The 26,701-nt window shown below is 69.7% G+C and carries 22 protein-coding genes; 11 read left to right on the top strand and 11 right to left on the bottom strand.

Annotated features, from left to right (window positions below; genetic code table 11):
• Window positions 1-22 precede the first annotated feature (22 nt).
• The 3 genes from NR798_RS37415 to NR798_RS37405 all read right to left on the bottom strand — a co-directional run bounded on the left by NR798_RS37415 (window position 23) and on the right by NR798_RS37405 (window position 3,198).
• Window positions 23-1,426 carry a hypothetical protein gene (locus tag NR798_RS37415; protein WP_375767340.1) on the bottom strand — a complete coding sequence of 468 codons (1,404 nt, stop codon included), beginning with the start codon at window positions 1,424-1,426 and terminating at the stop codon, window positions 23-25.
• 5 nt (window positions 1,427-1,431) lie between these two features.
• Complete coding sequence (locus NR798_RS37410) at window positions 1,432-2,229, bottom strand: hypothetical protein (RefSeq protein ID WP_375767339.1); 798 nt, start codon at window positions 2,227-2,229, stop codon at window positions 1,432-1,434.
• Window positions 2,230-2,310: 81 nt separating this feature from the next.
• Window positions 2,311-3,198, bottom strand: a complete 888-nt coding sequence (locus NR798_RS37405; RefSeq protein WP_375767338.1) for a Hint domain-containing protein — start codon at window positions 3,196-3,198, stop codon at window positions 2,311-2,313.
• A 446-nt stretch (window positions 3,199-3,644) separates the two neighbouring features.
• Here NR798_RS37405 and NR798_RS37400 point away from each other — a divergent pair, with 446 nt between their 5' ends.
• Entirely contained in the window at window positions 3,645-6,065 is a 2,421-nt protein-coding gene (locus NR798_RS37400) for a PAS domain-containing protein (RefSeq protein WP_375767337.1), read from the top strand.
• 12 nt (window positions 6,066-6,077) lie between these two features.
• Here NR798_RS37400 and NR798_RS37395 read toward each other — a convergent pair whose 3' ends face one another.
• Window positions 6,078-7,199: a tol-pal system YbgF family protein gene (locus tag NR798_RS37395; RefSeq protein ID WP_375767336.1), complete on the bottom strand. Its 1,122-nt coding sequence runs from the start codon at window positions 7,197-7,199 to the stop codon at window positions 6,078-6,080.
• Between the two features lie 190 nt (window positions 7,200-7,389).
• On the opposite strand from NR798_RS37395, the gene NR798_RS37390 reads away from it, so the two are divergent.
• Window positions 7,390-7,884, top strand: a complete 495-nt coding sequence (locus NR798_RS37390) for an endonuclease V (RefSeq protein ID WP_375767335.1) — start codon at window positions 7,390-7,392, stop codon at window positions 7,882-7,884.
• A gap of 16 nt (window positions 7,885-7,900) precedes the next feature.
• On the opposite strand, the gene NR798_RS37385 is transcribed toward NR798_RS37390, so the two are convergent.
• Together NR798_RS37385 and NR798_RS37380 are read right to left on the bottom strand one after the other, a co-directional pair.
• Window positions 7,901-9,073, bottom strand: a complete 1,173-nt coding sequence (locus NR798_RS37385) for an ArsA family ATPase (protein WP_375767334.1) — start codon at window positions 9,071-9,073, stop codon at window positions 7,901-7,903.
• Complete coding sequence (locus tag NR798_RS37380) at window positions 9,070-9,990, bottom strand: ArsA family ATPase (RefSeq protein WP_375767333.1); 921 nt, start codon at window positions 9,988-9,990, stop codon at window positions 9,070-9,072. Before NR798_RS37380 ends, NR798_RS37385 begins: the two co-directional genes overlap by 4 nt.
• 132 nt (window positions 9,991-10,122) lie before the next feature.
• Between NR798_RS37380 and NR798_RS37375 the strand changes: the two genes are divergently transcribed.
• From NR798_RS37375 to NR798_RS37360, 4 genes are read left to right on the top strand one after another with little or no spacing between them, the layout of a single operon-like run.
• Window positions 10,123-10,422, top strand: coding sequence for a hypothetical protein (locus tag NR798_RS37375; RefSeq protein WP_375767332.1), 300 nt, complete (start codon window positions 10,123-10,125; stop codon window positions 10,420-10,422).
• Between the two features lie 9 nt (window positions 10,423-10,431).
• Entirely contained in the window at window positions 10,432-11,244 is an 813-nt protein-coding gene (locus NR798_RS37370; RefSeq protein ID WP_375767331.1) for a ParA family protein, read from the top strand.
• 36 nt (window positions 11,245-11,280) lie between these two features.
• Window positions 11,281-12,570 carry a cation:proton antiporter gene (locus tag NR798_RS37365; RefSeq protein WP_375767330.1) on the top strand — a complete coding sequence of 430 codons (1,290 nt, stop codon included), beginning with the start codon at window positions 11,281-11,283 and terminating at the stop codon, window positions 12,568-12,570.
• Window positions 12,571-12,581: 11 nt separating this feature from the next.
• Window positions 12,582-12,935, top strand: coding sequence for an MmcQ/YjbR family DNA-binding protein (locus tag NR798_RS37360; RefSeq protein ID WP_375767329.1), 354 nt, complete (start codon window positions 12,582-12,584; stop codon window positions 12,933-12,935).
• Between the two features lie 107 nt (window positions 12,936-13,042).
• On the opposite strand, the gene NR798_RS37355 is transcribed toward NR798_RS37360, so the two are convergent.
• A complete protein-coding gene (locus NR798_RS37355; RefSeq protein WP_375767328.1) occupies window positions 13,043-13,705 on the bottom strand; it encodes a polyhydroxyalkanoate synthesis regulator DNA-binding domain-containing protein in 663 nt (220 codons plus the stop codon).
• A gap of 149 nt (window positions 13,706-13,854) precedes the next feature.
• Here NR798_RS37355 and NR798_RS37350 point away from each other — a divergent pair, with 149 nt between their 5' ends.
• Window positions 13,855-16,131 (top strand): zinc-ribbon domain-containing protein, encoded by a 2,277-nt coding sequence (locus NR798_RS37350; protein ID WP_375767327.1) that lies wholly within the window; start codon window positions 13,855-13,857, stop codon window positions 16,129-16,131.
• Window positions 16,118-16,876 (top strand): hypothetical protein, encoded by a 759-nt coding sequence (locus NR798_RS37345; RefSeq protein WP_375767326.1) that lies wholly within the window; start codon window positions 16,118-16,120, stop codon window positions 16,874-16,876. The genes NR798_RS37350 and NR798_RS37345 overlap by 14 nt, the downstream gene beginning before the upstream one ends.
• Here NR798_RS37345 and NR798_RS37340 read toward each other — a convergent pair.
• Window positions 16,873-17,103: a twin-arginine translocase TatA/TatE family subunit gene (locus tag NR798_RS37340; protein WP_375767325.1), complete on the bottom strand. Its 231-nt coding sequence runs from the start codon at window positions 17,101-17,103 to the stop codon at window positions 16,873-16,875. The genes NR798_RS37345 and NR798_RS37340 overlap by 4 nt on opposite strands.
• 91 nt (window positions 17,104-17,194) lie before the next feature.
• On the opposite strand from NR798_RS37340, the gene NR798_RS37335 reads away from it, so the two are divergent.
• Window positions 17,195-17,923 (top strand): glycerophosphodiester phosphodiesterase, encoded by a 729-nt coding sequence (locus NR798_RS37335; protein WP_375767324.1) that lies wholly within the window; start codon window positions 17,195-17,197, stop codon window positions 17,921-17,923.
• A gap of 200 nt (window positions 17,924-18,123) precedes the next feature.
• Here NR798_RS37335 and NR798_RS37330 read toward each other — a convergent pair whose 3' ends face one another.
• The 3 genes from NR798_RS37330 to NR798_RS37320 all read right to left on the bottom strand — a co-directional run bounded on the left by NR798_RS37330 (window position 18,124) and on the right by NR798_RS37320 (window position 23,458).
• Window positions 18,124-19,038 carry a hypothetical protein gene (locus NR798_RS37330; RefSeq protein WP_375767323.1) on the bottom strand — a complete coding sequence of 305 codons (915 nt, stop codon included), beginning with the start codon at window positions 19,036-19,038 and terminating at the stop codon, window positions 18,124-18,126.
• Window positions 19,039-19,197: 159 nt separating this feature from the next.
• A complete protein-coding gene (locus tag NR798_RS37325; protein WP_375767322.1) occupies window positions 19,198-22,410 on the bottom strand; it encodes an MXAN_5808 family serine peptidase in 3,213 nt (1,070 codons plus the stop codon).
• Window positions 22,411-22,633: 223 nt separating this feature from the next.
• Window positions 22,634-23,458: an EI24 domain-containing protein gene (locus NR798_RS37320; protein WP_375767321.1), complete on the bottom strand. Its 825-nt coding sequence runs from the start codon at window positions 23,456-23,458 to the stop codon at window positions 22,634-22,636.
• Between the two features lie 58 nt (window positions 23,459-23,516).
• Between NR798_RS37320 and NR798_RS37315 the strand changes: the two genes are divergently transcribed.
• Window positions 23,517-24,854 carry a glutamate--cysteine ligase gene (locus NR798_RS37315; RefSeq protein ID WP_375767320.1) on the top strand — a complete coding sequence of 446 codons (1,338 nt, stop codon included), beginning with the start codon at window positions 23,517-23,519 and terminating at the stop codon, window positions 24,852-24,854.
• 181 nt (window positions 24,855-25,035) lie between these two features.
• Window positions 25,036-26,679 (top strand): ATP-binding protein, encoded by a 1,644-nt coding sequence (locus NR798_RS37310; protein ID WP_375767319.1) that lies wholly within the window; start codon window positions 25,036-25,038, stop codon window positions 26,677-26,679.
• Window positions 26,680-26,701: the final 22 nt, after the last annotated feature.

Below are 26,701 nucleotides of genomic sequence, written 5' to 3'. Positions count from 1 at the left end.
TCTTCCATTCTTCGCGACTGCGTCACTGCTGGAGATTGGGGTCCACGTACTCGCGCGGGCGGTAGCCGAGGCGCACGGCCTCGGTCTGCCCGTGCTTCAAGGGATCCTGGTAGAGGCACCGGCCACCAGGCACATCGTGACAGCCGTCCGGCACGAGCACGCCGCGGAGCGTCGTGATGAGCTCGTTGGTCAGTTCATGCCCAGTGAACGACGCATAGCGGGCGTTGATGAAGCGCGAGAGCGTCAGCGGGGTGAGCCACGACGTGGTCGCCCGGGTGATGGGCTGGATGTCGACGCCAAACCCATCCACCTGGAGCAGGGGCGTGCGGTTGTAGGGGAAGGGCCGCTGGGGGAGCACACCGCTGTTCAGGTAGATGTCGACGTTGTGCGGAGCGGGCCAACCCGACAGCGAGGAGTGATCACCCCGGCCCTCGGCATCCAGGCCTGACTCGAGCGCGTTGAAGTAGCCCGTGCGGAGCCGGTTCGGATAGGCCTCCGAGGGCTGATCATAGGGGTAGTCCAGGGGATTCGAGGCATCGATGGAGGCATGGGCCGCGAAGACGCCCGGTGTATTGAAGAGCGCGTCGTAGATGGGGCTGTACGCGCCCAGCTTCGCGCGCATGACCTCGTCGCCGGGCAGCGGTGCTCCGCCACAGTAGGTCGTCCATTGCGACCGGACGGAGGCGAGCGTCTCTCCGGAGCTCACGTTGACGAAGCGGACGTTGTGCTCACTCATGAGCCGGCGAAGCTCGCCGGCCACGTGCTGGGTCTTCTCGCGCAGCCGTGCGATGGACTCGGCGGACCCGGAGGCGTCGCAGAACTCCGCGGGGGCGAACCGGGGCATGAGCAGCACGTCGAGCACCAGGACGGGCTGTTGCGGATTGGCCTCGATGAGCACGGAGAAGACGAAGCTCCCATGCCCGGTATTGTCCGAAGCGAGGAAGCCGTAGGTCTCGTCCAGGGGGGCGCGCAACGGCCGGAGGGCCTCGGCGGGAATGAAGTCAGGCGAGGCGAACCCGCTGAGGATGCGGTAGAGCGTGGTGGGGACGTGCCAGGAGGACGGCACGGCGGAAATGGTGCCGCCCTCCTGCGCACGGAAGAAGCCCTTGAGGCGGTTCTTGTACCGGATGGCGAGGGGCGGCAGCTCGGGGAAGTTGTCCACGACGAGGATGGCTTCGCCCGTGTTCTCCGTCATCGCGAACTGGTTGGGATCGAGGGGGAAGTCGCCCCAATCGCAGCCGGAGACGTCCTGCTGCTCGCGGAAGCAGGTGTCGGCCTGGATCTCCGCCTGGGCGGCCTCGATACGCTGGGTGAGCGCTGGATCGCAGAAGGCCTCCGGGGGCTGGCCGGGCGGGTTGGGGGGGGCTCCCTCGCAGGCGGTGCAGGTGAGGGAAACGAGGGTCGTGAAGAGGAGTGAGCGGGACATGAATCTCAGCCATCCAACAAGGCGGTGGTCATCGCCGTGGCACGCTCGCGGCCGAACTGGCGCTTGAGGTGGAAGAAGAGGGTGTCATCGTAGAGGCCCTTGACGGCTGGCGAGAGCGAAGGGGAGTACCCCATGTCCCGGAGGAGCCGCGCGTCCCCGTTGGCGAAGGCATCCATTCCCTTCACCTCGATGAAGGCGTGCATCAGGTCGCGCAGATCCGCGGCCCTGCCCTTGTCCAGGGGGCCGGTCCCCGTATCCAGACGGGACAGCTCCCGGGCGAGGGTATCGGCGGTGCTCAGCAGCAGGCGCTCATCCCCCTTGCGAGCGGCGGTCTTCAACACGTCGATGGAGAAGAAGCGCGCCTCCGCCTGGAAGTCACCGAAGGCCTCGCGGGCGAACGCGGGGTCGGTCAGGGTCTTCGCGGCGATTTGCGCGCCGTGCGGCGTCTCCAGGAGCCGGGCCACGGTGCGCTCGCGGGTGTACTGCTGGTTGTAGAGCCCCTGCACCGACAGCATCTCCCGGTAGCCGCCGAGCACCACGCCGACTTCCTCACGCGTGTACCCGCCCACGCGCTGCGCAATGACTGGCGTTGGCATCTTCGCGAGCCGCTGGCGGGCGGTCTCCGCGGCCCTGGCCTCCATCTGGGCGCGGGCCTGCTCGGGCAGGGCGGGGGAGGCCGCTTTTTGAGTGGGCGCGGAAGCGGGGCTCGGAGGGGCGGGCCACCAGAGCAGTGCGAGGCTGGCGGCGAGCGACACGGCAGCGGCCAATACCAGGCGCGACCGCCATTTCTTGCTGCTGGACATGGGCGATTTCTCCGTGGAACTGAACGCTGGCGGGGCAGCCGGGAAAGGCATGGCCCCACCAGCGTTGGAACAGGCCGTGGACTACTGGCGGACGACGATGGAGCCGATCTCGCGGCCCAGCTGGTTCTGCCAGGCCAGGTCGCCCACCAGCACGCCCTCGGCCGCGATGATGTGGCCAGCCGAGAAGGAGGCGTCGACCTCGAAGTTGTACACGTCCTTCTTGGTGTTCTCGAACGAGAGGTTGGTCACGCGGACGGTCGAGCCATCCACGGCCACGAACTCGGCGCCGACGTCGAGGGTCTTGGCCTCCACGACGCGCCCATCGCTCAGGAGCATGCCGTGGTTCTGCGTCACCTTGAGCTGACGCCCGTTGTCGAGACCGAAGACATACAGGGCGGGCTTCTCCTCACCGCGCGAGAAGGCCTTGATGGACTTGCCGCTGAACGAGGGCTTGGTCAGGGTCGCCGCCTCGTCGAGCGCGACGAGCTTCGCGGTCTCCTTGACCTTCTTCGCCTCGAGCCAGGCGCCGAAGCCATCCTTGTCCTGCGTCAGGATGAGGGTATTGGCCTCGAAGCACCCGCACTTGCAGACGGCGCCGATCTTGTTGTAGCGGTCGATGACAGGGTAGTAGCCGTTCGCGACGCCCCAGTTATAGGCGGACAGCGAGATGAGCTGCTGCTGCAGACCGTAGTCCAGCTCCCGCTTGCACTCCTCCCAGGTGATGCCGCCGATGCAACGGTCGGTGCTCGTCAGTGCGTGCTGCTGATACTCCTCGAGGGTCATTCCCGTCTCCGTCGTGGTCCCGCCGCCGCCGCCACCACCGCCACCGCCCTCGCAGTCCAGGCAGACCGCCTGCTGCTCCACGTTACCCAGGGCCTCCGCCTGGCCAGCGCCCGTCGCGCCGCCACAGCCCACGGCGGACACGGCCATCCCAAGACACACCACGATTGCAAAGCCACTGTTCTTCATACAGTGCTCCATTCACGGCTTGAGGTTTGAAGTCGAGCGGGAATGACCGGGCTACCCGGTGCAACCGTCAGGCATGAAAGCAATACTCAGGGCTTGGGGTGGCTCCTCCGGCGGAGGCCATTCCAATTCCTGGTGTGTCGTGACACGAATGCTTTTGCCTTGGGTTTCCCCCCTCGAAGAGAGTGAATCGCTCTCTCGGGGACTTGCTTTCTCACAGGTATCGGTTGGGGTGCAAGGAATATCAGCTTTCCCGGTTTTGTACTGGGTTCCACGTAAGGGGTTGCCATTAGCCCGAGCCACGACTCAGCCCGCCCAGGGCAATCCCGCGGAAATAATCGGGCATGAGAGGAATTGTCAGGAGTTGAGAGGAGAACGCCGCCTCATCGCCGTGCTGGCGTGAGGCGCGGGGCCTCTGCACCCTCGGGGGTGCGAGGAAGACCCACGGTATGACGACGGTCGCGGAGTTCATCGAGAGGAACCGGGAGCAGCTCGTCGAGCGCTACACGGAGGCGGTGGGGAAGCTGGAGTCCGCCCGGGGCCTCACCGCGTACGAGCGGACGGACACCTTCCCCGAGTACCTCTCCACGCTGGCGGCCATCTCCCGGCAGGGCCACCGGGGCGACCCGGTGCGGACGAAGAAGCGTCTGGAGGAGACGCACATCAGCCAGCGCGTGCGGGTGGGCTTCAACCAGGAGGAGGTGACGGGCGAGTACGTCCTCATGGGCCGTCTCATCTCGGGTCTCTGGGAGGCGCTTCCCCTGGAGCAGCAGCCCGCGCAGGAGGACACGCGGCTGCTGTTCGAGGAGCTCGAGGGCGCGATGGACCAGGTGATCGTGTCCTTCAGTGGCTACTCCCAGGAGGACCGGCAGCGCGAGAAGCGCTTCCTGCACCGGCTCAACGCGCTGGCCATGGAGGTGATGGGAGATGGCGAGTACTCCGTTCCCCTGAATGAGCGGCTGGGCGCTCTGGTGGAGGTGGTGCAGGAGGCCATGCGGGCGGACGGGGCCGCGCTGCTGCTCGCGGACGCGGGCGGCATGGTGCTCCTTCCCACCACGTACACGGGCCGGTGGAACGCGCGGACCGAGAGCGAGCCGGTTGCGGTGGACGGGCCCACCTTCGTGGCCAGGCTGGCCGCCTCCGAGGAGCCCCTGGAGCTGCCGGACGCGGCGGTGGCCGGCCACGCGGTGTCCGAGGGCGTGCGCCAGAGCGGTCTGCACTCGCTGCTGGGCCTGCGGCTGTGGCCACACGGCAAGCTCCTCGGGGTGTTCTACCTCGGCGTGGCGGAGCTCCGCCCCTTCGAGCCCCAGGCCAGGCGCTACCTGGAGACGCTGGTGGAGTACCTCTCCGGCATCATCCAGAAGGCGCTGCTGCTGCAGCAGCTGCGGCAGGCCAACGAGCGGCTGCGCAAGTCCGAGACGCTCTACCGGTTGGCGACCGAGGCCATCAGCGACGCCATCTGGGATTGGAACATCCAGACGGACACCCTCGCCTGGAGCGGAGGGGTGGAGAAGCTCTTCGGACATACGCGGGAGCAGCTCGGCGGGCACATCTCCGGCTGGTCCGACAACATCCACCCGGAGGATCGCGAGCGGGTCGTCCACGGCATCCACGAGCTCATCGCCAGCGGCGCGCAGCGGTGGAAGGACGAGTACCGCTTCCTCCACCGGGGCGGCGGCTACGTCCACGTCACCGACCACGGCCTCGTCGAGCGGGACGCGAGCGGCAGGGCGGTGCGGATGGTGGGAGCGATGCAGGACATCACCGCGAGCAGGGGGGCGAGCGAGGCGCTCCGGGCGAGCGAGGACCGGCTGCGGCTGGCGGTGCGCGCGGCGGAGCTGGGGACGTGGGACTTCAATCCGGTGACGGGCCTCTTGCGCTGGGACGAGCGGTGCAAGGCGCTCTTCGGTCTGCCCCTGGAGCCCGAGGTGACGTACGAGGGCTTCCTGGCGGCGATCCACCCGGAGGACCGCGAGCGCGCGGACGCGGCCGTCCAGAGGGCGCTGCAACCGGCCAGCGGCGGGGAGTACGACATCGAGTTGCGCACGGTGGGGAGCAAGGGCCGGGCGGTGCGGTGGGTCCGGGCCATCGGCCGCGCCGTCTTCGAGGGGGGACGGGCCGTGCGCTTCATCGGCACCGCGCAGGACATCTCCGAGCGCAAGCTGCAGCAGCAGGAGTCACAGAAGCGCGCGGAGTTCGCCGAGCAGCTCATCGGCATCGTCTCGCACGACTTGCGCAACCCCCTCAACGCCATCACCCTGTCCGTGGCGGCGCTGCTGCGGCAGGAGGAGCTGGGCGAGCGCCAGGCGAAGGGCCTCGCGCGCATCTCGGCGGCGACGGAGCGGGCGACCCGGATGATTCACGATCTGCTCGACTTCACCCGGGCCCGGCTCGGAGGCGGCATCCCCATCGAGCGCAAGCCGTTGGAGCTGCACGCCCACTGCCGGCAGGTGGTGGAGGAGGTGCGGCTCGCCCATCCGGACCGGGAGGTGGAGGTGGTCCAGAGCGGGGAGGGGAGGGGCGAGTGGGATGGAGACCGGCTGGCCCAGGTCATCACCAACCTGGTGAACAACGCGCTGGCCTACAGTCCGCCGGGAACACCCGTGCGCGTGGAGACGCGGGGTGAGGACGGCACCGTCCTGCTGCGCGTGCACAACGCGGGCAAGCCCATTCCTCCCGAGCTGCTCCCGCACCTGTTCGAGCCGATGACGCGGGGCAGGCCGGGAGGAGACGCGGCCAGCCGCAGCATCGGCCTGGGCCTGTTCATCGTGGCCAACGTCGTCCACGCGCACGGAGGCACCATCGAGGTGCGCTCCGAGCCGGGCGAGGGCACGACGTTCACGGCGAGGCTGCCGCGGCGCGCTTCCTAGCGGGCGGCCCGCTCAGGAGTGCGGCCGGGACTGGGCGGGCTCCTCGGGGAGGGGCTCCGGGTCCGCCAGCAGCAGCGCCTTCATCTTCTCCAGGCTCTGGCGCGTCTTGTCCACGAACGCGTTCTGCGAGCCGATGCGCTCGGCCGCCTCCAGCGTGCGCTCGTAGATGTTGATGGACTTGGTGAGCAGCACCCGCACCTTCTTGCGCAGCTCCTCGCGGTAGATGAGCGCCTCCTCGGCGTCCAGCTCCACCGGGGCCGGCGAGTTCACCAGGTGCTCGTAGAGGTTCTCGTACATCGCGCCAATCTGAGAGCCGGCCGCCGTGGCCCAGTGGCCGTTGCCCACCCGGATGGCGCGCAGGTAGTTGCCCTGCGCCGACAGCAGCAGCTCGGCCTTGTAGTTCAGGTCGTTCGCCAGCGCGTCGCTGCCCTTGGCCGGGTCCAGCTTCACCTCGTCGTAGTGCTGCCGGTAGATCTCCCCGATGAAGAAGTGCGCCTGGGCCGGGAAGTAGTCCTCGACCTCGTCCTTGTCCCGCAGGGAGTCGTACGTGGAGAGCGCCTGGCGCAGCGTCTTCTCCGCCTTCTCGCGCTGTCCCGTCTCCAGCTCGCACACGCCCTGCTGCACCTGCGCCTCCAGGCGCTTGCCCACCGGCAGGTCCGTGCGTCCGGCGATGGTGCCCAGCACCTTCGCGGCCTCGGCGAAGCGCTCCAGGTGGTACTGCGTTTCGGCCATGCGGAAGGCCGCGTCCAGCGCGTCGCCCGTGCCCTTCTCCGCGTCCGCCAGCTCGGAGAAGCGCAGGTAGGCCTCGTCCCACTGCTCCAGCCGCTCGTGGGCCAGGCCCGCGTTGTAGAGCGCCTCCTCGCGGTGCTTGCTCTGGGGATGGAAGTCCGCCAGCCGTCCGAAGTAGCGCGCCGCCCTGGCGAAGTCGTTGGCCGCGAAGGCCGACGTGCCTCCCGCGAACAGCTCCTCGTCGTTGAGCGACGCCAGTTCCAGGTCCGCCGTCACCGTCACCGGATCGAACTGCACCTGCTGCCGGGGGGTCTCCGACGTCTCTCGCACCGCCGTGCCCGTCGTCCGGCACCCCACCAGGCCCAGGACTCCCACCAACACCCACTTGCGCCAGGTGGCCAACATGTATGTCCTCCGCGTCGAAGCTCGTCAGGGGCCCGCTGAGGGGCCGTCCACGTTTCAGCCTCAGGACAGCAGACGCCGTCCCGGGGTTCCCAAACGGCCCGCAGCTTAACCTCCACTCGCGCTTCCCGCCCGCATGGCGCGACGGCGGGCGGCCGAGCGGGCGGAGCCGTGGACACTTGGAGGAGCGACGATGCTGGCCTGCATGGACGTGGACTACCGGACCGAGGTCACCGTGGCCGCCTGTGTGCTCTTCCGGGACTGGGCCGATGCCGCCGAGGCCTCGCACGTGGTGGAGCGCGGCCCTCCCGCCGAGCCCTACGAGCCCGGCCAGTTCTACCGCCGCGAGCTGCCCCACCTGTTGAAGGTGCTCGCCGGCCTCCAGGAGCCGCTGGAGGCGGTGGTCATCGACGGGTACGTCTGGCTGGGCGAGGAGCGGCCCGGGCTGGGCGCGCACCTGTATGAAGCGCTCGGGCGGCGTGTGCCCGTCATCGGCGTGGCCAAGACGGCGTTCCACTCCAGCCAGCTCGCCGTGCCGGTGCTGCGCGGGCAGAGCCAGCGCCCCCTGTTCGTCACCGCGGTGGGGGTGGAGGCCAGTGCCGCCGCGGAGCACGTACGGCGGATGCACGGGGCCTCGCGGATTCCCACGCTGCTCAACCGGGTGGACCGGTTGTGCCGGGATTCGTGAGCGGTGCTTCCGGGATTCAACCCGGGGGACTGGAACCCTCACCCCGTCCCTCTCCCGAGGGGAGAGGGGGAGTGGGGCCCGGAATCACTTCTTCTCCGATCAAGTAGCGCCCCGTGCGCCACAGCGCCCCGATGTCGTGCACGTCCATCTCGAAGCGCGGCACCTGGATGAGTGGAGTGCCCCCGACGGCCGCCTGCAGCTCGGCGATGCCCCGGGCGTCCTGCTCCGCCAGCAGCGTCAGCTCCAGCAGCGTCTGCTCCAGCTTCGTGCGCCGGGCGGGGATCAGTCCCTTGATCTCCTCCATCAACCGCGCCCCCGGCATCGGGTGCACGCGGTTGACCACCACCGCCACCACGTCCATCTCGTTCTGCTTGAGCAGCCGGTGGAAGTGCATCACCTCGTCCAGCCGCTCGCGGCCGGGGCTCGTCACCAGCACGAAGCCCGTCTGCTTCGCCTCCAGCAGCTCGCGCACCCCGCGCGCCCGCTCCCGGAAGCTCTCGTTCATCGGCGCGATGGCCATCATGAAGCCGGCCAGCTCCTGCAGCGTCTCCGTGCCGGTGAACTTGGAGATCGTCTTCGCCACGTAGCTGCTGCCCAGGCTGAAGAGCGACAGGCCAATCTTGCCCGCCGCCAGCGCCGGGGTGAGCAGCCACTTGGCCGCCTCGTTGTCGAGGAAGTCCAGCACCCGGTTGGGTGCCTCGAGGAAGTCCAGTGCGTGCGCGGTGGGCGGCGTGTCGAGCACGATGAGCTCGTAGTCGCGCTTGTTGCGCAACTCCCACAGCTTCTCCATCGCGATGTACTCCTGGCTGCCCGCGAGCGCGCTGGAGAGGGACTGGTAGAAGCGGTTGGCGAGGATCTTCTCGCGCTTGTCCGGTGGGGCGTACTTGAGGATGAGGTCGTCCCACGTCTGCTTCATGTCCAGCATCATCGCGTGGAGGCGGCCCCGGGGCTTCATCCCCAGGGGCTCCAGCGCGGAGGCGGGGACCTCGGCCTCCACGTTGCCCAGGGCGTTGAGCCCCAGCGAGTTGGCCAGCCGCTTGGCCGGGTCGATGGTGCACACTAGGCTGTTGCGCCCGTCCACCGCCGCGCGCAGCGCCAGCGTCGCCGAGATGGTCGTCTTGCCCACGCCTCCCGAGCCCACGCACACCAGGACGCGCTTCGTCTTCAAGCCCTCGGAGAGCGCGTTCATGCCCCGTCCTTGCCCGTCACCAATGGCTCCAGGTACCCCATCACCTGCTCGATGGCCGAGCGGTCGAAGGCCGGGGTGAAGATGCGGGGCACCTGGTGCACCGGCACGTGCAGGTTGCGCTCCAGCTTCATCTCCGCGAGCACCGTCTGCGCCGCCCGGTCATGGTGGGAGCGCGCCACCCGCAGCAGCTCCGGTTGATCCACCAGCGCCTCCAGGTCGTCCTCGGTGAAGCGCTCGAGGAAGGCCGCGTTGAGCACCGCCGCGTGCGTGCGCACCTTCACCTGGTCGCGCAGGGCCGCGTGCAGCTCCAGCGTCTCGTTCACCGGCAGCTCCTCGGGCAGCGACACGAGCACCGCCGCCGTCGTGGCCGGATCCTCCAGGATGTCGCGCATCTTCAGGGCCTCGCGGGTCATGGGCCCGGGCGGCAGCGTCTGCAGCAGCACCTGCGGCACGCGCAGGAAGGTGATGGCGTGGCCGGTGGCCGGCGCGTCCATCACGAGGGTGTCCCACAGGGGCTTGCCATCCGGCCGCTTCTCCTGGGCGTGGAAGAGGATCTTCCCCAGCAGCACCAGCTCCTGCAGCGAGGGGATGAAGCGCAGGAAGTAGCGCACCACCTTGTTCTCGAAGACCGTCTTGTAGAGGGTCTCGAAGCGCAGGACCATGAGCGCGTACTCGCGCATGGCCTCCTGGGGGCGCACGTCCACCGCCCAGAGGTTGTCCTCCAATTTCGTCACTTCGGGGCCCACGGGCTTGTGCCCGAGCAGGCGGCTGATGCGCTCCTGGGTGTTGATTTCACACACCAGGGTACGCCTGCCGGCGCGCGCCGAGCGCAACGCCAGTGCCGCGGCGATGGTGCTCTTGCCCACGCCACCCTTACCAGAGACGATCCACACCCTCTTGTCGAGCAGGCCGGCCATCAGGAGCGGCGAACCGTAAGGACGCCCCTCCCCCCTGTCAACGCGCTCTGTCATCTGGATTCCATCGCTTGACACGTCGCGTCGCGTCCTTCCAGAGTTCGCGGGTTTTTTGAGGACTGACAGACACCTTCCATGCTCAAGAACAACCCCGTGGTGAAGAAGCTCGTCGAGACTGGCGAGGAGCGCGCCGGCAAGCTGGCGCAGCAGTTGATGTCCAACGAGAAGTTCGTGGCGGCGGTGCAGACGTTGGTGTCGCGCTCGCTGGCGGCCAAGGGCACGCTGGACGGGGCGCTGCGCTCGGCGCTCTCGGCCATGAACCTGCCCTCCAGCGCGGACGTGGAGCAGCTGCGCAACAAGGTGGATGACCTGGAGCGCGTGCTGTCCTCGGTGGAGTCCAAGTTGGACACGCTGGTGTCGGCCCGGAAGAAGTAGAGGCCCCCCATGCGGCGCATCGCCTTCATCAACGAAAAGGGTGGCACCTGCAAGACGACGCTGGCGGTGAACACCGCGGCGTGGCTCGCGAAGGACCGCGGGCTCAAGGTGCTCCTGGTGGACCTGGACACGCAGGGGCACGCGGGCAAGTCGCTCGGCCTGGACGTGCGCACCCTGCCGCGCAACGTCTTCCACCTGCTCACCGACCCGGCCGTGCGCCTGGAGGACGTGGTCCAGCCCTCGGCCGTCGAGGGGCTGTCCGTCCTGCCCGCCTACAAGGAGATGGCGGACTTCCCCCTGGTGGTGGCCCAGGACGAGCGCCGGGCGCACCGGCTCGCCGAGCGGCTCGCGCCCGCGGAGGCCGCCGGCTTCGACGCCATCGTCTTCGATGCGCCGCCGTCCATGGGCATCACCACGCGCAACATCCTCGTGGCCGCCACCGAGGTGGTGGTGCCCGTGGCCCTCACGTACTTCGCGCTCGATGGCTGCGCCGAGGTGGCCGACACCGTGCGCCAGGTCGCCGAGACCGAGGGCCGCCCCGGCTTGCGCATCACCAAGGTGGTGCCCACCCTCTACCGGCGCACCGCGCTCGCCACCGCCATCCTCGAGCGCCTCAAGGCCTACTTCCCTGAGACCCTCGCCGCCACGCCGCTCGGCTACAACGTCAAGGTGGATGAGGCGCAGAGCCACGGGAAGACCATCTGGGAGTACGCCCCGAGCAGCACCGGCGCCCAGATGCTCGCCGCCATCGCCACGGAGATCTTCGACGGGGCGCCCGCCAAGGCCACGAAGCGTGGGAAGAAGGCCTCCCGCGTGGCGTAGCCGCACGAACTCTCCGCCACGGGAGGTTCGGGCCGCATGCAGATGACGGTGTGGTTCATCGTGGCGGGATTGCTCCTCCTCGGCATGGCGCTGGGGGGCTCGGTGCTCAAGCGCCTGCCCCTGTCCACCTCGCTGCTGTACCTGGTGGTGGGCTTCGTCCTGGGCCGCGTGGGCCTGGGCCGGCTCGATGCCTACGCGCAGGCGAAGCTGCTCGAGCACATGACGGAGGTGGGCGTCCTCATCTCCCTCTTCACCGCGGGCCTGAAGCTGCGGGCGCCCTTCAAGGATCCGCAGTGGCTCATCACCGTGCGGCTCGCCTTCCTGGCGATGGCGCTCACCGTGGGGCTCGTGGCCGCCGCGGGCGTGGGGTTGCTGGGGCTGCCCCTGGGCGCGGCCGTGCTGCTGGGCGCGATGCTCGCCCCGACCGACCCCGTGCTCGCCTCGGACGTGCAGATGGAGCACCCCCTCCAGCGCGACGCCCTGCGTTTCGGGCTCACCGGAGAGGCCGGCTTCAATGATGGCACCGCCTTTCCCTTCGTAATGCTCGGCCTGGGCCTGCTCGGGCTGCACCCGCTGGGCGAGGGACTGTGGCGCTGGGTGGCCGTGGACGTGCTGTGGGCGGCGGTGGCGGGGCTCGGCGTGGGCACGCTGCTGGGGAGCGCCGTCGGGCGGCTCGTCCTCTACCTGCGGCGCACCCACCGCGAGGCCGTGGGGCTGGATGACTTCCTCGCCCTGGGGCTCATCGCGCTCTCCTACGGGGTGGCGCTGCTGGTGCACGCCTACGGCTTCCTCGCGGTGTTCGCCGCCGGGCTCGCGCTGCGGCGCATCGAGAAGCGGTCGAACTCGGGAAAGCCCCCGGAGGAGGTGCTCGCGCACGCGCGCACCGAGCCGGATGCGGCCACCCACCCGGAGCACGCCCCCGCCTACATGGCCAACGCGGTGCTCGACTTCAACGAGCAGCTCGAGCGCCTCGGCGAGGTGAGCCTCGTGTTGGTGCTCGGCATCCTCCTGGCGGGCCTGCCGCTGTCCACCGAGGCGCTCTGGTTCACGCCGCTGCTCTTCCTCGTCATCCGGCCCGCCGTCGTGCTCGTCACGCTCGCCGGCACGCGCACCTCGCGCCCCCAGCGCTGGCTGATGAGCTGGTTCGGCATCCGGGGGATTGGCTCGCTCTACTACCTCTTCTATGCCCTCGGGCATGGTCTGGAGGAGTCGCTGGCGCACCGGCTGGTGCCCTTCGTGCTCACCGTGGTGGCCATCTCCATCGTGGTGCACGGCATCTCGGTGACGCCCCTGATGCAGCGCTATGAGCGCCGCCACTCGCAGTAGGGTGCCAAGGCATGACTCCCAACGACGTCCGGAAGCTGGCGCTGGCACTGCCCGAGGCCGAGGAACAGGCGCACTTCGACAAGCCCTCGTTCCGTGTGCGGGGGAAGATCTTCGCGACGCTCTGGGAGAAGGACAAGCGCGCCGTCCTCAAGCTGTCCCTCGAGGAGCAGGACGCCTTCGTGAAGATGCAGCCCGACGTGTTCGCGGTGACGCCGTGGGGACACCAGGGGTGGACGAGCGTCGAGCTCGCGCGCGTGGACCGGGCGCTCTTCGGCAGGCTGCTCGTCGAGGCCTGGCGGCGCGTTGCTCCCAAGCGCGTGGTGGCTGCGTGGGACACGGCTCACCCGCGCGCACCGGCGAAGTGACGCGGGCGGGAAACCCGTGAGCCTCGATACCCTCACCCCGTCCCTCTCCCGGGGGGAGAGGGGAGGTTGGCGGTGAGGGGAGGCTCGGTAGGGCAGGGCGTACGGCGCTACTGCTGCTTGTTCTTCTCGAGCTCGTCCAGCTTCTTCTCGAGCTCTTCCAGCCGCTGCGTCAGCACCTGCATGTCGCGGCCCAGCGCCGGCAGGTTGCCCGCCAGGTTCTCCACGGCGTGCTTCACCCGCTCGTCAATCTTCCGCTGCCAGTCCTCCAGCGCCCGCTGGCTCGCCTTCAGCAGCTCCGCCGGGCCTCCCGGCGCGTTGGCGTCCTGCTGTAGCTGCTCGGCCGGCTGCTCGGCGGACGGGGACTCGGCCTCCTGCGTGCCGTCCTCCCGCTTGTCCTCGCGCCTCAGCAGCTTGTCCAGCCGCGACTCCGCCTCCTCCCGGATGGACGCCACCCTCGGGGTGACTTCCTTCTGGATGAAGCCCGTCAGCGACTCGCCGGGGTGCCGGATGATCTCCCGCAGCACCGTCAGCGGCATCCGGTTCCGCTTCTTCTCCTCCTCGAAGATGATCTGCGCCAGCGTGACCGAGGTGAGGTCCTCCTTCGTCCGGTTGTCGACGATCTGGACCTCGACCCCCTCCTTGATCATTGCGGCGATCTCATCCAGGGTCACATACCGGCTCTCGACGGTGTCGTAGAGCTTGCGGTTGGTGTACCGCTTGATGACCTTGGGCTCTTTGCCCGGCACGCCTGCCTGCTCTGGCTCGCTCATATCTGGGTTCTCCGCCCACTCCGGAAGCTTGCGCACACGGTGTGGGACAGAAGCCTGTAGCAGAGGGGTGGGGGGCGGGCAAGCCGGGTGGAGGCATGCTCGCGATGACGCCCCTCTGCGCCTATACTCCCGGACCGGTCGAGCCCTGAATGATCGTCAAGTGTGAGCGGTGTCAGACGCGGTTCAAGATCCCCGACGAGAAGGTGACGGACAAGGGGGTCAAGGTCCGCTGCACGAAGTGTCAGCATACCTTCAAGGTCGCGCGTGAGGACTCCACGTCCGCCGCGCCGGCCCCGGCTATGCCTTCCCCAGACCCGGCCGCGAAGCCTCCGGCCACTCCTCGGGCGGGTACACCCCTCGAGGTGCCCCGGGCCTCCCCACCCGCCGCCAAGGCCCCCGTGCGCCCGGCGAACCTGGACAACCTCTTCGACGGGCCCGTGAGCGCCGCCGCGGCGGCCCCCGGTATCGCCGCTCCGCGCGGAGGCGCTCCGGCCGTACTGCCCCGCGTCACCTCGCTGGAGGCGCCCAGGACGCCGGCCACCATCGACCTGGATCCGTTGATGGAGTTCATGGGGGAGAACACCCCCACGCCCGCCGAGGCGCTCAAGCTGGCCGCCAAGGCGCCCATTCCGAACAAGCCCGCCGGGGCGCTCGCGACCGGCCCCGCGCAGCCCCCCAGGCCCGCGGCTCCGGCTCCCAAGCCGGCCCAGGCCGCTGCGCCCGTGCAGGTTCCGGCCAAGAGCCCCGCGCCCGTGCAGGTTCCGGCCAAGAGCCCCGCGCTCGCGCCCGTGAGCAGCGCCCCCTTCTCCTTCGACGAGAACGATCCGTTCGGCTCGACCGATACGGAGGCGACGCTCCCGGCCCCGGTGCCCACGTTGCCGCCGGCGCCCAAGCCCGTCCCCACGCCCGTGCCCGTTCGCAGCGCTCCGCCGGCGCCCAAGCCGGCCGCGCCCGCGCCCGTGCCCGTGCAGGTCCCGGCCCGGAGCCCCGCGCCCGCGCCTCGCCAAAGCGCGCCGGTGTCCTTCGAGGAGAACGATCCGTTCTCGCTGCCTTCCGAGGCCGCGCCGACGGTGCCGGCCACGCCCACGCTGCCGCCCCGCGGTGCCGCGCCCGCGCCTCGCCAAAGCGCGCCGTCCTTCGAGGAGAATGATCCATTCTCCCTGCCTCCGGACGACGTGACCACCCAGGCCGCGCCCACGCTGCCGCCCCGCGGCGCCGCGCCCGCTCCGATGTACGAGGAGATGGAGGGCCTGGAGGGCAACAACCCGTTCGTCTCGTTCGAGCCCCCGGCCGCCCCGGCTCCCACGCCGGCCCGCGCCGCGCCCGTGCCCGTTCCCGCCGCGGCTCCGAGCGAGATGGAGGACCTCGAGGGCAACAACCCCTTCGCCACGTTCGACCCGGTGGCGGCGCTGCCTCCGGCTTCCGCGCAGGCTCCGGCTGCCAGCGAGATGGATGGGGGCAACCCGTTCGCCGCGTTCGACCCGGTGGCGGCACTGCCTCCGGCCTCCGCGAAGGCCCCGGTGCCCGCTCCGAGCCCCGCGCCCTCGGGCATCCCGGACTGGGGTGCGCCGCAGCAGGCGGCGCCCTCGGGCATCCCGGACTGGGGTGCGCCGCAGCAGGCGCCTCCGTCGGGTGTTCCGGATTGGGGGGCTCCGCAGACGGTCGCGGCCACGCCCATCGCCAAGGCGAACGCGCCCACCGAGCGCAACCCGTTCCCCGACTTCCCGGGGCCGGGCGAGGGCGCGCCGGGCCGCGAGGTGCTCGCGGATCTGCCGCCCGCGCCGCCTCCGCCGGTGATCGCCGCGCCGCCTCCGCCGCAGTCAGCCCCCGCCGAGCGCACGGGCCCGAGCCTGGTGCAGCGCCTGGCCGGAGTGGCCGCCCAGTTCATGGTGGCGGCGGTGCTGGTGGTGGGCCTGCTCGCCATGGCCGTGGCCTGGCTCAACGATGGGCGCATGGAGCTGTCGGCCCTGTCGCCCTCGCGCATGCGCGAGCTGGTGTCGCCCACGCGGCCCCTGGTGGCGAAGGACCTGTCCAACGGCCTCTACGAGACGCGGGACGGGCACAGCCTCTTCTTCGTGCGCGGTGAGGTGGAGAACCGCGGCACCTCCGCCATCCGGGTGAAGGCGGGGGTCGTGCTGTACGAGGGCGAGCAGCGGGTGAAGTCCGCGGAAGGCATCGCGGGCGCCGTGCCCACGCCGGAGGAGCTGAACGCGCTCGCGAGCGCGAGCGAGGCCGACACGCTGCGGGCCCGTCTGGACGCCGCCGCCAAGGAAGTGGCTCCCGGGGCCCGGGCGCCCTTCGTCGTCTTCTTCTACGAGTACCCCTCGGATCTGGCGAACTTCCGGCTCGAGGTGACGCTCGAGCCGCAGACGGCCGTCGCCAGCGGAGGGTCCAAGGAGGGAAGCAACGGCAATGCCCAGCCGTGAAGAGGCCAAGACCGTCATCCACCGGCTCCATGCCTTGAGCGGGAGCGCGGAGATCGTCCGCAAGGCGGCGGCGCGGGAGCTCGCGCGGAGGGATCCGCTCGACGCGAACGAGCTGCTCAACGAGGTCATCTTCCTGGCTCGGGGTGGCTGGGAGCCGGCCACCTGCGTGCTCTCCGCCTTCGTGTCGGCGTTGGGCCGGGAGGCCGCGAGCATCCCCTACGCGGACTCCATGCGCCGCATGGCCGAGGTGCAGTCGCTGGAGTCGGTGGCGGACCTCTTCGAGACGGCGCCGGCCCAGAAGGAGTTCGACGAGGGCGCGGCGGCCAAGGCGGACGCGAAGCTGATGACCCAGTCGCTGGGGCACCTCAAGCAGCAGGCCCGGCTCACGAGGGACCCGGATCTGCTCGCGCGGCTGGTGACGGCGAGCAACCCCGCGGTGGTGCGCAACGCGCTCCTCAACCCCCGCCTCACCGAGCCCCTGGTGGTGCGCATGGCGGCGCGCCGTCCGGCCCGGCCGGAGCCGCTGGTGGAGATCTGGAAATCGCCGCGCTGGTCCACGCGTCACGGAGTGCGCCGGGCGCTCGTCTTCAACCCGTACCTGCCGCCGGAGGTGGGGGTGAAGATCGTCCCGCTGCTCAACGGCAACGACCTGGAGGAACTGGCCCGGGACGCCTCCGTGCACCCCTCGCTGCGCGAGCAGGCCGAGCGCCTGCTGGCCGGGGGAGCGCCGCCCGGCGCGAGCTAACCGCGCTTGGGACCGGAGTCGGTGTAGTCGGCGTCGGACACGTCCTGGCCGCGCTTGGAGCGGGGCAGCGGCTTCACGTCCACGAGGTCCTCACCCTTCGAGGCCTTCTTGAACGAGTAGACGAACTTGCCCACGGCGTTGCCGAGCTGTCCCATCCGGGCGGCGGAGAACACCACCACCAGGATGAACGCGATGAACAGAATCTCCCCGGTGCGCAGCCCCAGCATGCCGCGCACAGTGCAGCAAAGCCGGGGGTGAGGCAAGCCGCCTGTCACGGGACGCTCGCACCGGGGGCCGGGCTGTTGCAGATTGGCGGGCATGCTCCTGCTCGCCCACCGAGGTGCCAGCGCCGATGCCCCGGAGAACACCCTCGCCGCCTTCCAGGAGGCCGTGGCCCAGGGGGCCGACGGCGTGGAGCTGGACGCCATGGTGTGCGGCTCCGGCGAGGTGGTGGTGTGCCATGACGAGCACCTGCAGCGGCTCGCCGGCCTGCCCTGGGAGGTGCGCACCACGTCCTGGTGGAAGCTGAAGGAGGCGGACGTGGGCAGCCGGCTCGGCTTCGCGCCCGCGCGCATTCCCCTGCTGGAGGAGGTGCTGGACGCGCTGCCCTCGCACTTCCTCATCAACATCGAGCTCAAGTGCGACCACGCCGACGACGGAGGGCTGTCCCGGAAGGTGGCGGAGCTCGTCACCCGCCGGGGGCTGTCCGAGCGGGTGGTCATCTCCAGCTTCAACCCGCTGTGCCTCTTCCGCACGGCGGCCGCCGCGCCCTCGCTGCGCCGCGGCTTCCTCATCGATCCAGACAAGCGCTGGGGGCCGCAGGCGTACGTGGTGACGCCGCTCGTGTCCTCGCACTCGGTGCACCCGTACCACGGGCAGTGCACTCCGGAGCGCGTGGAGGAGTGGAGGCGCCGGGGCCTGCGCGTGGCGGTGTGGACGGTGGATGACGCCGCGCGGGCCCGGGAGCTGGAGGCGATGGGCGTCTCCTACCTCATCACCAACAAGCCCCGCGCCATGCGCGAGGCCCTGCGCGGCAAGGCGGCCTGAGCCTCTTCAGGGAAGTGACCGGAGGGGTTCGATGCTCCCTCTCCCCCCGGGAGAGGGTTGGGGTGAGGGTATCCGAGCCCGTTCTTTCAACCCGTGGCCCTCAGTGTGGACAGAGGGTTCAACCCGGGGCCCTGGCACCCTCACCCCGTCCCTCTCCCGAAGGGAGAGGGGAAATCTTCGCGGACTTCCCTGACAGAGGATTAGAAGTCCAGGCCGAGCGTGGTGTTGAAGGCCAGCACCGCGGGCAGGGCGCGGTTGACCGGCTCGCCCGCGTTGGTCGCGGTGGTCTCGATGAAGCCCTGGTTGCTCAGCGACACCTCGGCGCCGAGCTGCAGCGCGCCGCCGATGAAGCGCACGCCCCCGTAGAGGCGGCTGTTGATGTTCTCACCCAGCTTCACCTCCTTGTACACGCCGGTGTTGTCCAGGCCGGCGTAGGGGTTGGCGGGGTTGAGCGTGTCGCCGCGCGTGCGGCTCTGGTTGAAGTCGAGCGTGTCCGTGCTGGCCGCCACGCCCACCAGGTCCAGGCCGCCGTAGGGGGTGAGCGTCACCATGCCCCCGAGCGGGAACTGCTTGCCCACGCCGAAGTCGAGGCCGCCCGCCGTCAGGTCGAAGTCCTTGTTGCCCATCAGCCGCGTCACGTGGGCGCGCACGGCGATGTCCGGCAGCCAGGTGAAGCCCTCGTTGACGGCCCACTTCAGCTCGCCGGTGGCGGCGAACATGCTGCTGCGGTCGATCCACCCCACGCGGGCGCCCAGCTCGAAGGAGAAGGGCAGGCCCTTGCGCACGTGCACCGAGGGGATCAGCAGCGGATTGGTCGCGCTCCCCTCCGTGGGGATCGTCGCCTGGCCGTCCTCGCGGCCCGGCGAGGGCAGGCCGGTGACGCTCAGCTCCGCGTTGAGCGAGAAGCCCGCGTGCCCCAGCGTCTCCGGGGGCATGAGGTTCGCCGACGTCATCACCGCGGCGAAGGTGCGCGCGAAGGCGCGGAAGTCCGTGTGGGCCTCCGGGTCCGTCGCCGGATTGCCGAGATCCGTGATTCTGAAGTCGTTGCGATCCGCGTACGCGGCGGAGCCGCACACCAGTACCGCGAGGGCCATCCCACGGCTGAACGTCCGCATCCTCAGTACCGCCTCCCGGGCGCGCGTCCTGCGACGGCGCCAATCGGGGCGACGCTAGCGTGCGTGTGCGCGGAGCGTCAATAAAACGGGCGGCTTCCGAAGGGGCACCGTGCCCCAGCGAAAGCCGCCCGGAATGCGGACGATCAGCCTGGCTACCTGCTACGGCGTGGCCGACTTGGCCGGCTTGGTGGCCGAGGCCGGCGTCACCTTCTGGGCCACCTCGGCCGGACGGCGGCGGATGACCAGGGTGCGGCGGCTGGCGAAGTCGGTGCTCTCGCGGGCCACCACCAGCACGCTGTTGTTGCCCTCCTTGAGGGAGAACTCGGTGCTGAACTTCAGCTTGTGCGGATCGCCCGCCTTGGCGGCCTTGGTGTCCACGCCCTGGAAGTAGACCTTCTGGTCGTTCACCAGCACGTACATGTCCAGCAGGCCCTGGGCGTCGTCCACCTCACCGGTGAGGGTGTAGCGCTCGCCGTTGGCCACCAGGCCACCCTGGGCCAGGTCCACGTCGAGCTTGATCTCCGGCGGCGAGCGGCGGGCCACGTACGTCAGCCCGGGCAGCGGCGTGGCCTTGCCCTTCGTGTCGCGGGCATCCTCGGTGCTCACGAAGGCGAAGCGGTCCTTGTCCAGCTCCACCCGGTAGAAGCCCTTGGTGACCGCGTCGGTGTTGAGCATCGCCGGCCGCGAGAGCTTCGCCACCACCGGGGCGCCCTGCTCCGGCGAGGCCAGCAGCTCGGCCTTCTCCGACAGCTTCACCAGGCCCTTCTTCGCCTCGAACTTCGCCACCGGGGCGTCCGACACGGGCAGCTCCAGCTTCTCCATGGCGAACTCCTCGAGCGGCTCGTCCACGATGGCCAACCGCAGCGGGAACGTCTTTCCGTCGTAGGTCTTCTTCACCTCGAGCTGGAAGCGCGCCGTCTTCGTCTCGCCCGGGGCCAGCTCGCCAATCTTGAAGCGGCCCTTCTCGATGAAGATGTCCGGGTCTCCCAGGTTCTTGATCTGCGCGAACGAGTCGAGCGCCTTGCCCTTGCCGTTGTTCGTCACGTCCATCACCAGGGTGATGTCCTCGCCGCGCTGGGCCACGCCGTCGCGGTTGCACGTCTCGCACTCGTCGACGACCTGCCAGTTGAAGGCGAAGGCGGGACGCGGCAGCTCGGCGAAGTTCAGCTCGCTGGTGAGCGAGGTGGGCAGGGCCCCGTGGTCGTCGAAGAACTTCACCTTCACCTCGTCACGGCGGGAGGTGAGATCCTTGGGCAGCTTCACCTTCACCTTCCAGGTCTTCTTCTCACCCGGGGCGAGGCTGCCGATGAGGAACTCGCGGCGATCCAGGTAGTAGTTGTCGCTCTCCGTCCAGGCACGCACGCGCTTGAGCGGCTCGGTGCCCTTGTTCTCCGCGGTGAGCGCCAGGTCGAACGTCTCGCCCGCGGCGATGCGCTGGTCGGCGGCGGGGGTGAAGGTGGCGGCGAGCTTCACGTCCTTGGGCGTGGCGCCCGCGCTCCAGTCCACGTTGAGGGCCTGGATGGCGGAGTTGATGCGCTGCTCCTCCTCGGTGCGCTTCTTCTCCACGAAGTCCTTGCCCTTCTGCAGCATCTGGCGCCGGTCCGGGTAGGGCATCTGCAGGACGTAGTCGCGGGCGAACTGCACCTCGAAGTCCTCCTTCACCTCGTCCTGGCTCTCGGCGTCCATCTGGTCGTCGAGCTCCTCGCCGGTGCTCACCGAGTCGATGTCCAGCAGCGGGTGGCCCGCCTTGGCGGCCGTCTCGGGATTCTTGGCGGCCTCCTCCTGCTTCTTGGCGATGGCCTGCTGCTGCTTCTCGTCGAGCTTGAGGTACTTCACCGTCTCCAGCGGCTTCTCGCGGCCCAGCACGTCCTCGCGCTTCTTGGCCACCGAGTCCGAGTTGGGGTTGCCGAAGTGCTGATCCAGGTCCGCCTCGCCAATCGTCTTGCGCGGGGCGAACACCAGCACGCGCTCGTCCGTGACGGCCGAGGGCACCAGCTCGATGTCCGGGACGATGCCCACTTCCTGGATGGAGACGTCACCGGGGGTGAGGTACTTGGCGATGGTCAGCTTCAGGGCGCTGTCGTCCGGGAAGTCATAGAGCACCTGCACGCTGCCCTTGCCGAACGTCTGGCGGCCGATGATGACGGCGCGGTTGAGGTTCTTGAGCGCGCCGGCGACGATCTCCGAGGCCGAGGCGCTGCCCGCGTTCACCAGCACCGCCACGGGGTAGGTGTCCTCGCCCTCGTCCGGACGGGCGCGCTTCTCCTCGCGCAGCTTGTCGGACAGGCCCACCGTCGAGACGATGGTGCCGTTGGACAGGAAGGTGTCGGACACCTGGATGGCCTGCTCCAGCAGACCGCCCGGGTTGCCGCGCATGTCGAGCACCACACCCTTGAGCCCGCCCTTGGGCTCGGCCTGCCGGCGCATCTCGCTGAGCGCCGCCTGCAGGTCGCGCGTGGTGTTGCCCTGGAAGTTCTTCAGGCGCACATAGCCCACGTTGCCGGCCAGCAGCTTGTGCTGGACGCTCTCGATCGAGATCATCGCGCGGCTGAGCGTCATGGAGCGCGGCTTCTCCCAGCCCTTGCGCTCCACGGTGATGGCCACGCGGCTGTCCACCTGGCCGCGCAGCTTGGACACGGCCTCGTTGAGGTCCATGTTGACCGTGGACTCCTCGCCAATCTTCTTGATCTGGTCATCCTTCTGGATGCCCGCGCGTGCCGCCGGCGTCTTGGGCAGCACCTTCACCACGGTGAGGTTGCCCTCGCGCATCTGGATGACGAAGCCCAGGCCGCCGAACTCGCCCTTGGTGGAGAGCTTCATCTCCCGGTACACCTCGGGGCGCAGCAGCACCGAGTGCGGATCCAGCGTGGAGAGCATCCCGTTGACGGCCGCGTACTCGATGTCGCGGGTGTCCTCCATGGGACGCATGTTCTTGCTCACGAAGTCGAAGACGTCCTTGAGCGTGAAGGACATCTTCCACAGCGAGTCGACGTGGCTGATGTCGAACTCGCGCGTCTTGCCGTTGACGTTGACGTTGAGCTTGCCCGTCTCGGCGTTGCCGTCCACGAGCACGTCCGGGACGCTCTTCTCCACGTACTCCAGCGCGGAGATCATCATCTCCTTGGGCTTCACGCGCTTGGGATCGACGTAGTTGTCCTTCACATAGAGGATGACCTTGGTGAAGACGCGAAGGGAGGAGAGGTCGTGTGTCGGGCCCCCCTTCTCACCGGCGACGCGGGTGGAGTCCGAGCCTGCCTGGCCGGCCTCCGCCACGCCGAGAGTCAGAGGCAGAGGGGCCCGGTCGTTGCCCACGAGGGCCCAGGCGCCAAGAAGAACGGCGACGGCGGTGATCCGGCGAAAGAGTCGCGGCATGGTTCATCCAGGGTGGGGCCCGTGGGCCCCAGGGGTGATGCGTGAAAAGCCCAACGAATCCGAGCAGTTGGCGTGAGGAGCGAGTGCCGGGAGCAACCGGGCAAGCCTAATCATGGCCCCTTGGTGCTTCAAGCCGACGCCTTCCCGCAGCGTTCGATAACGCCACGATCGTGCGCCGCGTTCCCGAATCGAGGCCACCAGGGGAGACAACCGGCCCCACGGATTATTTCCCGAGCAGGCCGGACGAAGGGGGAGGAGGCACGTTGCCCGCGGCGAGCAGCCCCCGGTAGAGGAGCGTCCCGCCCACGACGGCCACCGGGAGGAAGAAGCTGTTGAGGATCGGAACCCAGAGCAGGAGGTAGACGCCCGCCCCGAAGCCCAGGCAGAGCAGCCAGCGCTGGCGCAGCACCCGGCGCACCTCGGCGAAGCGGTACTGGTGGCGCGTCATGGGCGCGGCCAGGTGTTCGCCCGCCAGCCAGAGCACCGTCCACAGGGTGCCCAGCACCGTCCACGCCACGTTGCCCACCACCGGCAGCAGGTTGAGCGGGAAGAGCACCGCCAGTCCCAATACGAGGAAGCAGACGCGCGCCAGGGTGTGTCCCAGGCCGGTGGCCAGTCCCTGGAGGAAGGAGCCGAGCCGGAAGGGGGGCGGGTCGTAGCCGCCGCACTGGGCCTCGGTGAGCTCGGAGAGAGGGTCCTGCAGGGGCGCCAGCACCACGGGCACCACCACGTTGGCCCCCACCACCAGCAGCACGAGGAACATCAACACCAGGACGAGGTACCAGAAGACGCGGCCGTACCAGGGCTCGGGCCGGGTCCACAGCCACCCCAGCAGGTCCGGCGCATACATCCAGAGCAGGACGAAGAGGCCTCCCAGGGCCACCAGGGTGACGGCCGCGCACAGGGCGGACAGCCGCCTCAACGCGGGGGTGTGGAAGATGAGGTGTCCGGCCCGGAAGATGAGGCCGAGCCCCTGGAACACGTCCGCCGGACCGGCCCGGGCCGAGAAGGTGGGCACCGGGGAGGGGTGGGTCGGGGGGTGGGTCATTGTCGGCACGATGCGCAAATGACGGCGGCGGGGTCAACGATCGTTATATAGGGCCGCCATGTCTCTCGATCTCCAGCGCGCCTCCTCCCAGCCCATCACCTCCGATGACCAGTTGTTGGAGGGTTTTCGATCCGCGGAGAAGCCCCCCTCACAGCACCTGCTGGGGCTCGAGCACGAGAAATTCGTCTACCCCGTCCAGTCCGCGCGGCCCGTGCCGTACGAGGGCCCCTCGGGCATTGGCGCGCTGCTGGAGCGGCTGGCGCCCAACGGCTACACCCCCTTCCGGGAGACGCCGTCCTCGCCCGCCATCGCCCTGCAGAAGGGCATGCTCACCATCTCCCTGGAGCCCGGCGGGCAGTTGGAGCTGTCCGGCTCGCCCCTGCGCACCGCGCGCGAGGCCCACGCGGAGAACCTCGCCCACCTGGCCGAGGTGAAGGCCGCCGCCGGGGCGCTCGGGCTGCGGCTGGTGGCCCTGGGCTACCGGCCCTTCGGCACCCCGGCGGACATGCCGTGGATGCCCAAGACGCGCTACGTCGCCATGCGCCAGTCCCTCCCCGAGCGCGGCCGGCTGGCGCACAACATGATGTTGATGACCTCCACCGGCCAGGTGTCGCTCGACTGGGAGAGCGAGGCCGATTGCGTGCGCAAGACGGTGCTGACGGCGCGCCTGGCCCCGCTGATGGTGGGCCTCTACGCCAACAGCCCCATCGTGGATGGCAAGCCCTCGGGCTACATGTCCTTCCGCAACCGCGTCTGGGATGAGGTGGACCCCACGCGCTGCGGCTACCTGCGCTCCTTCTTCGACGGCTCCTTCTCCTACCGCGCCTACCTGGACTGGGCCCTGGACGCCCCCATCCTCTTCCTGCGCCGGCGCGGCGAGTACCTCCGCCCGAAGATGACCTTCCGCCAGTTCATGAAGGAGGGCTTCGAGGGCGCGCCCGCCGACATGTCCGACTGGACGGATCACCTCTCCACGCTCTTCCCGGAGGTGCGGCTGAAGAAGGTGATGGAGGTGCGCGGCGCGGACTGCGCGTCGGCCGCGATGACGGGCGCGCTCCCGGCGCTGTGGCGGGGACTGCTGTACGGCCCGGGCGCGATGGACGAGGCCGAGAAGCTGCTGCCCCAGCTGTCCTACGAGGAGCACCTGGCCTTCCACGACACCGCGCGCCGGCAGGGGCTGGCCGGGCGGCTCGGCAACCAGGAGCTGCACCGGCTGGCCGGGGAGATGGTGGCCATTGCCCGCCGCGGCCTGGAGCGTCTGGACCGCGAGGACGTCCCGCTGCTGGAGCCGCTCGCCGAGGTGGCCGCTTCCGGGCGCTCGCCTGGCCAGGCGGTGCTGGAGGCCTGGGAGAAGGATCCCCGCCCCGAGGCGCTGCTGGACCGCGCCGCGCTCTGAGCGAGCCTCGAGCCCTCCTGCTCCAGGCGATGTTCACCGGATTGTCACTCTGGTGGGTTGTCGACAAATACCGTTCTGCTGGATAATTCCGGTCTGGCTCGAATCGCCGGGTTGAGGTATTGGCGGCACGGGTTAGGGGGCGCCGGGGCGGCCCCGGGGGTCCATCCGAGAGGCCAATACGATGACGGTGCGCGGCAAAATCCTACTGTTCGCCGTGGTGGCGGTGGGGCTCGTCGCGGTGTTGGGGGGCGCGCTGTACGCCCTGGCCACCCGGGGACGCCTGAGCACGGAGCAGCTCTTCGCCATGCAGGAGCAGAACACCCTGTACGGCAAGCTGACGGGAGACGCGGTGTGGGTGCCGCACACGCTGCTCGAGGCGTACGGGAAGGGGCAGGAGCTCCGGGGCGTGCTCGAGGCGGAGCAGCTGCGCGCCGAGGCGGACTTCGCGCACCTCCGGGAGCTGGTCGCGCTCGAGGACATGCCCGAGTCCCTCACCGAGGATCTCTCCCTCGTGGAGGAGGCGCGGCGGGCGCACCTGGGCTGGATGGAGCACCTGGAGTCGCGCGTGCGGCTGGCGGGGATGGATGGCGAGGACCGGGTGCTGCACGAGTCGATCGACTCCTTCCGCATGCAGGTGATGCCGTACCTGAACAAGGCCTGGGGGAAGAAGCGCGAGCGGCTGGCGCGGCACAAGCGTGATCGGCTCGAGGCCCTGCGGGCCGGCCAGGTGTTCGGCGTGACCGTGCCGCTGGTGGCGCTGGGCGTGGTGCTCACGCTGGCGGCCACCTTGCTCATCACCCTGCGGCGCTCGTCACTGGCGCTGCTGCGGGGGGCGGCGCGCATCGGCCGGGGTGACTTCACCACCGAGCTGCCGGTGAAGGGCAAGGACGAGTACGCCACGCTGGCGCGCGCCTTCAACCGGATGACCGAGGAGCTGCGCGACACCGTGCGCGAGAAGGAGCGGCTGGCCAAGGCCGAGGCCGAGTCCGCGGAGCGGGAGATGCGCCGCTACAACCTCCTGCTGGAGGAGACGGTGCGCCAGCGCACCACCGAGCTGGAGGAGGCCAATGCGCAGCTGCTCTTCGCGGACCGGCTGGTGACGGTGGGGCAGCTCGCGGCGGGCGTGGGCCATGAGATCAACAACCCGCTGGCCTTCATCCTCGGCAACCTCAGCTACGCGCGCGAGGAGCTGGAGCGGATGCAGGGCGCGCCCTCGCCCCTGGAGCGCGAGGAGCTGCTGGCGGCGCTCTCGGAAGCGCACGAGGGCGCCGAGCGGGTGAAGCTGCTGGTGCAGGATCTCAAGATGCTCGCGCGCGCGGACGACGCGGTGGGCGGCCCGGTGGACCTGGAGTCCGTGCTGCGGAGCGCGTCGAAGATGGCGGCGCACGAGGTCCGCCAGCGGGCGCGCGTGGTGATGCAGACGGAGGGAGCACCCCGGGCGCATGGCAACGCGGCCCGCCTGTGCCAGGTGTTCCTCAACCTCATCATCAACGCGGCGCACGCGATTCCTCCGGGCCAGGTGGAGCAGAACGAGATCCGGCTGGTGGCCCGGAAGGGCCCGGACACTCGCGTCCTCGTGGAGGTGAGTGACAGCGGCTGCGGCATTCCCGCCGAGAACCTGGAGCGCATCTTCCGGCCGTTCTTCACCACCAAGCCCGCGGGAGTGGGCAGCGGGCTGGGGCTCTCGGTGTGCCAGCGCATCATCACCATGCACGGCGGTGACATCACCGTGGAGAGCCAGCCGGGCCGGGGCACCACCTTCCGCATCGCCCTGCCGGTGCACACCGCCAGCGAGTCCTCGGAGCCCGGAGCGATGGCGGCCTGAGCCTGCACGAAGCCCCGCCGCT

This window comes from Archangium gephyra (assembly GCF_042230915.1).
GTDB classification, from domain to species: domain Bacteria; phylum Myxococcota; class Myxococcia; order Myxococcales; family Myxococcaceae; genus Archangium; species Archangium gephyra_B.
Note: the sequence above shows the minus strand (reverse complement) of the source record. Positions and strands in the feature narration are given on the sequence as shown.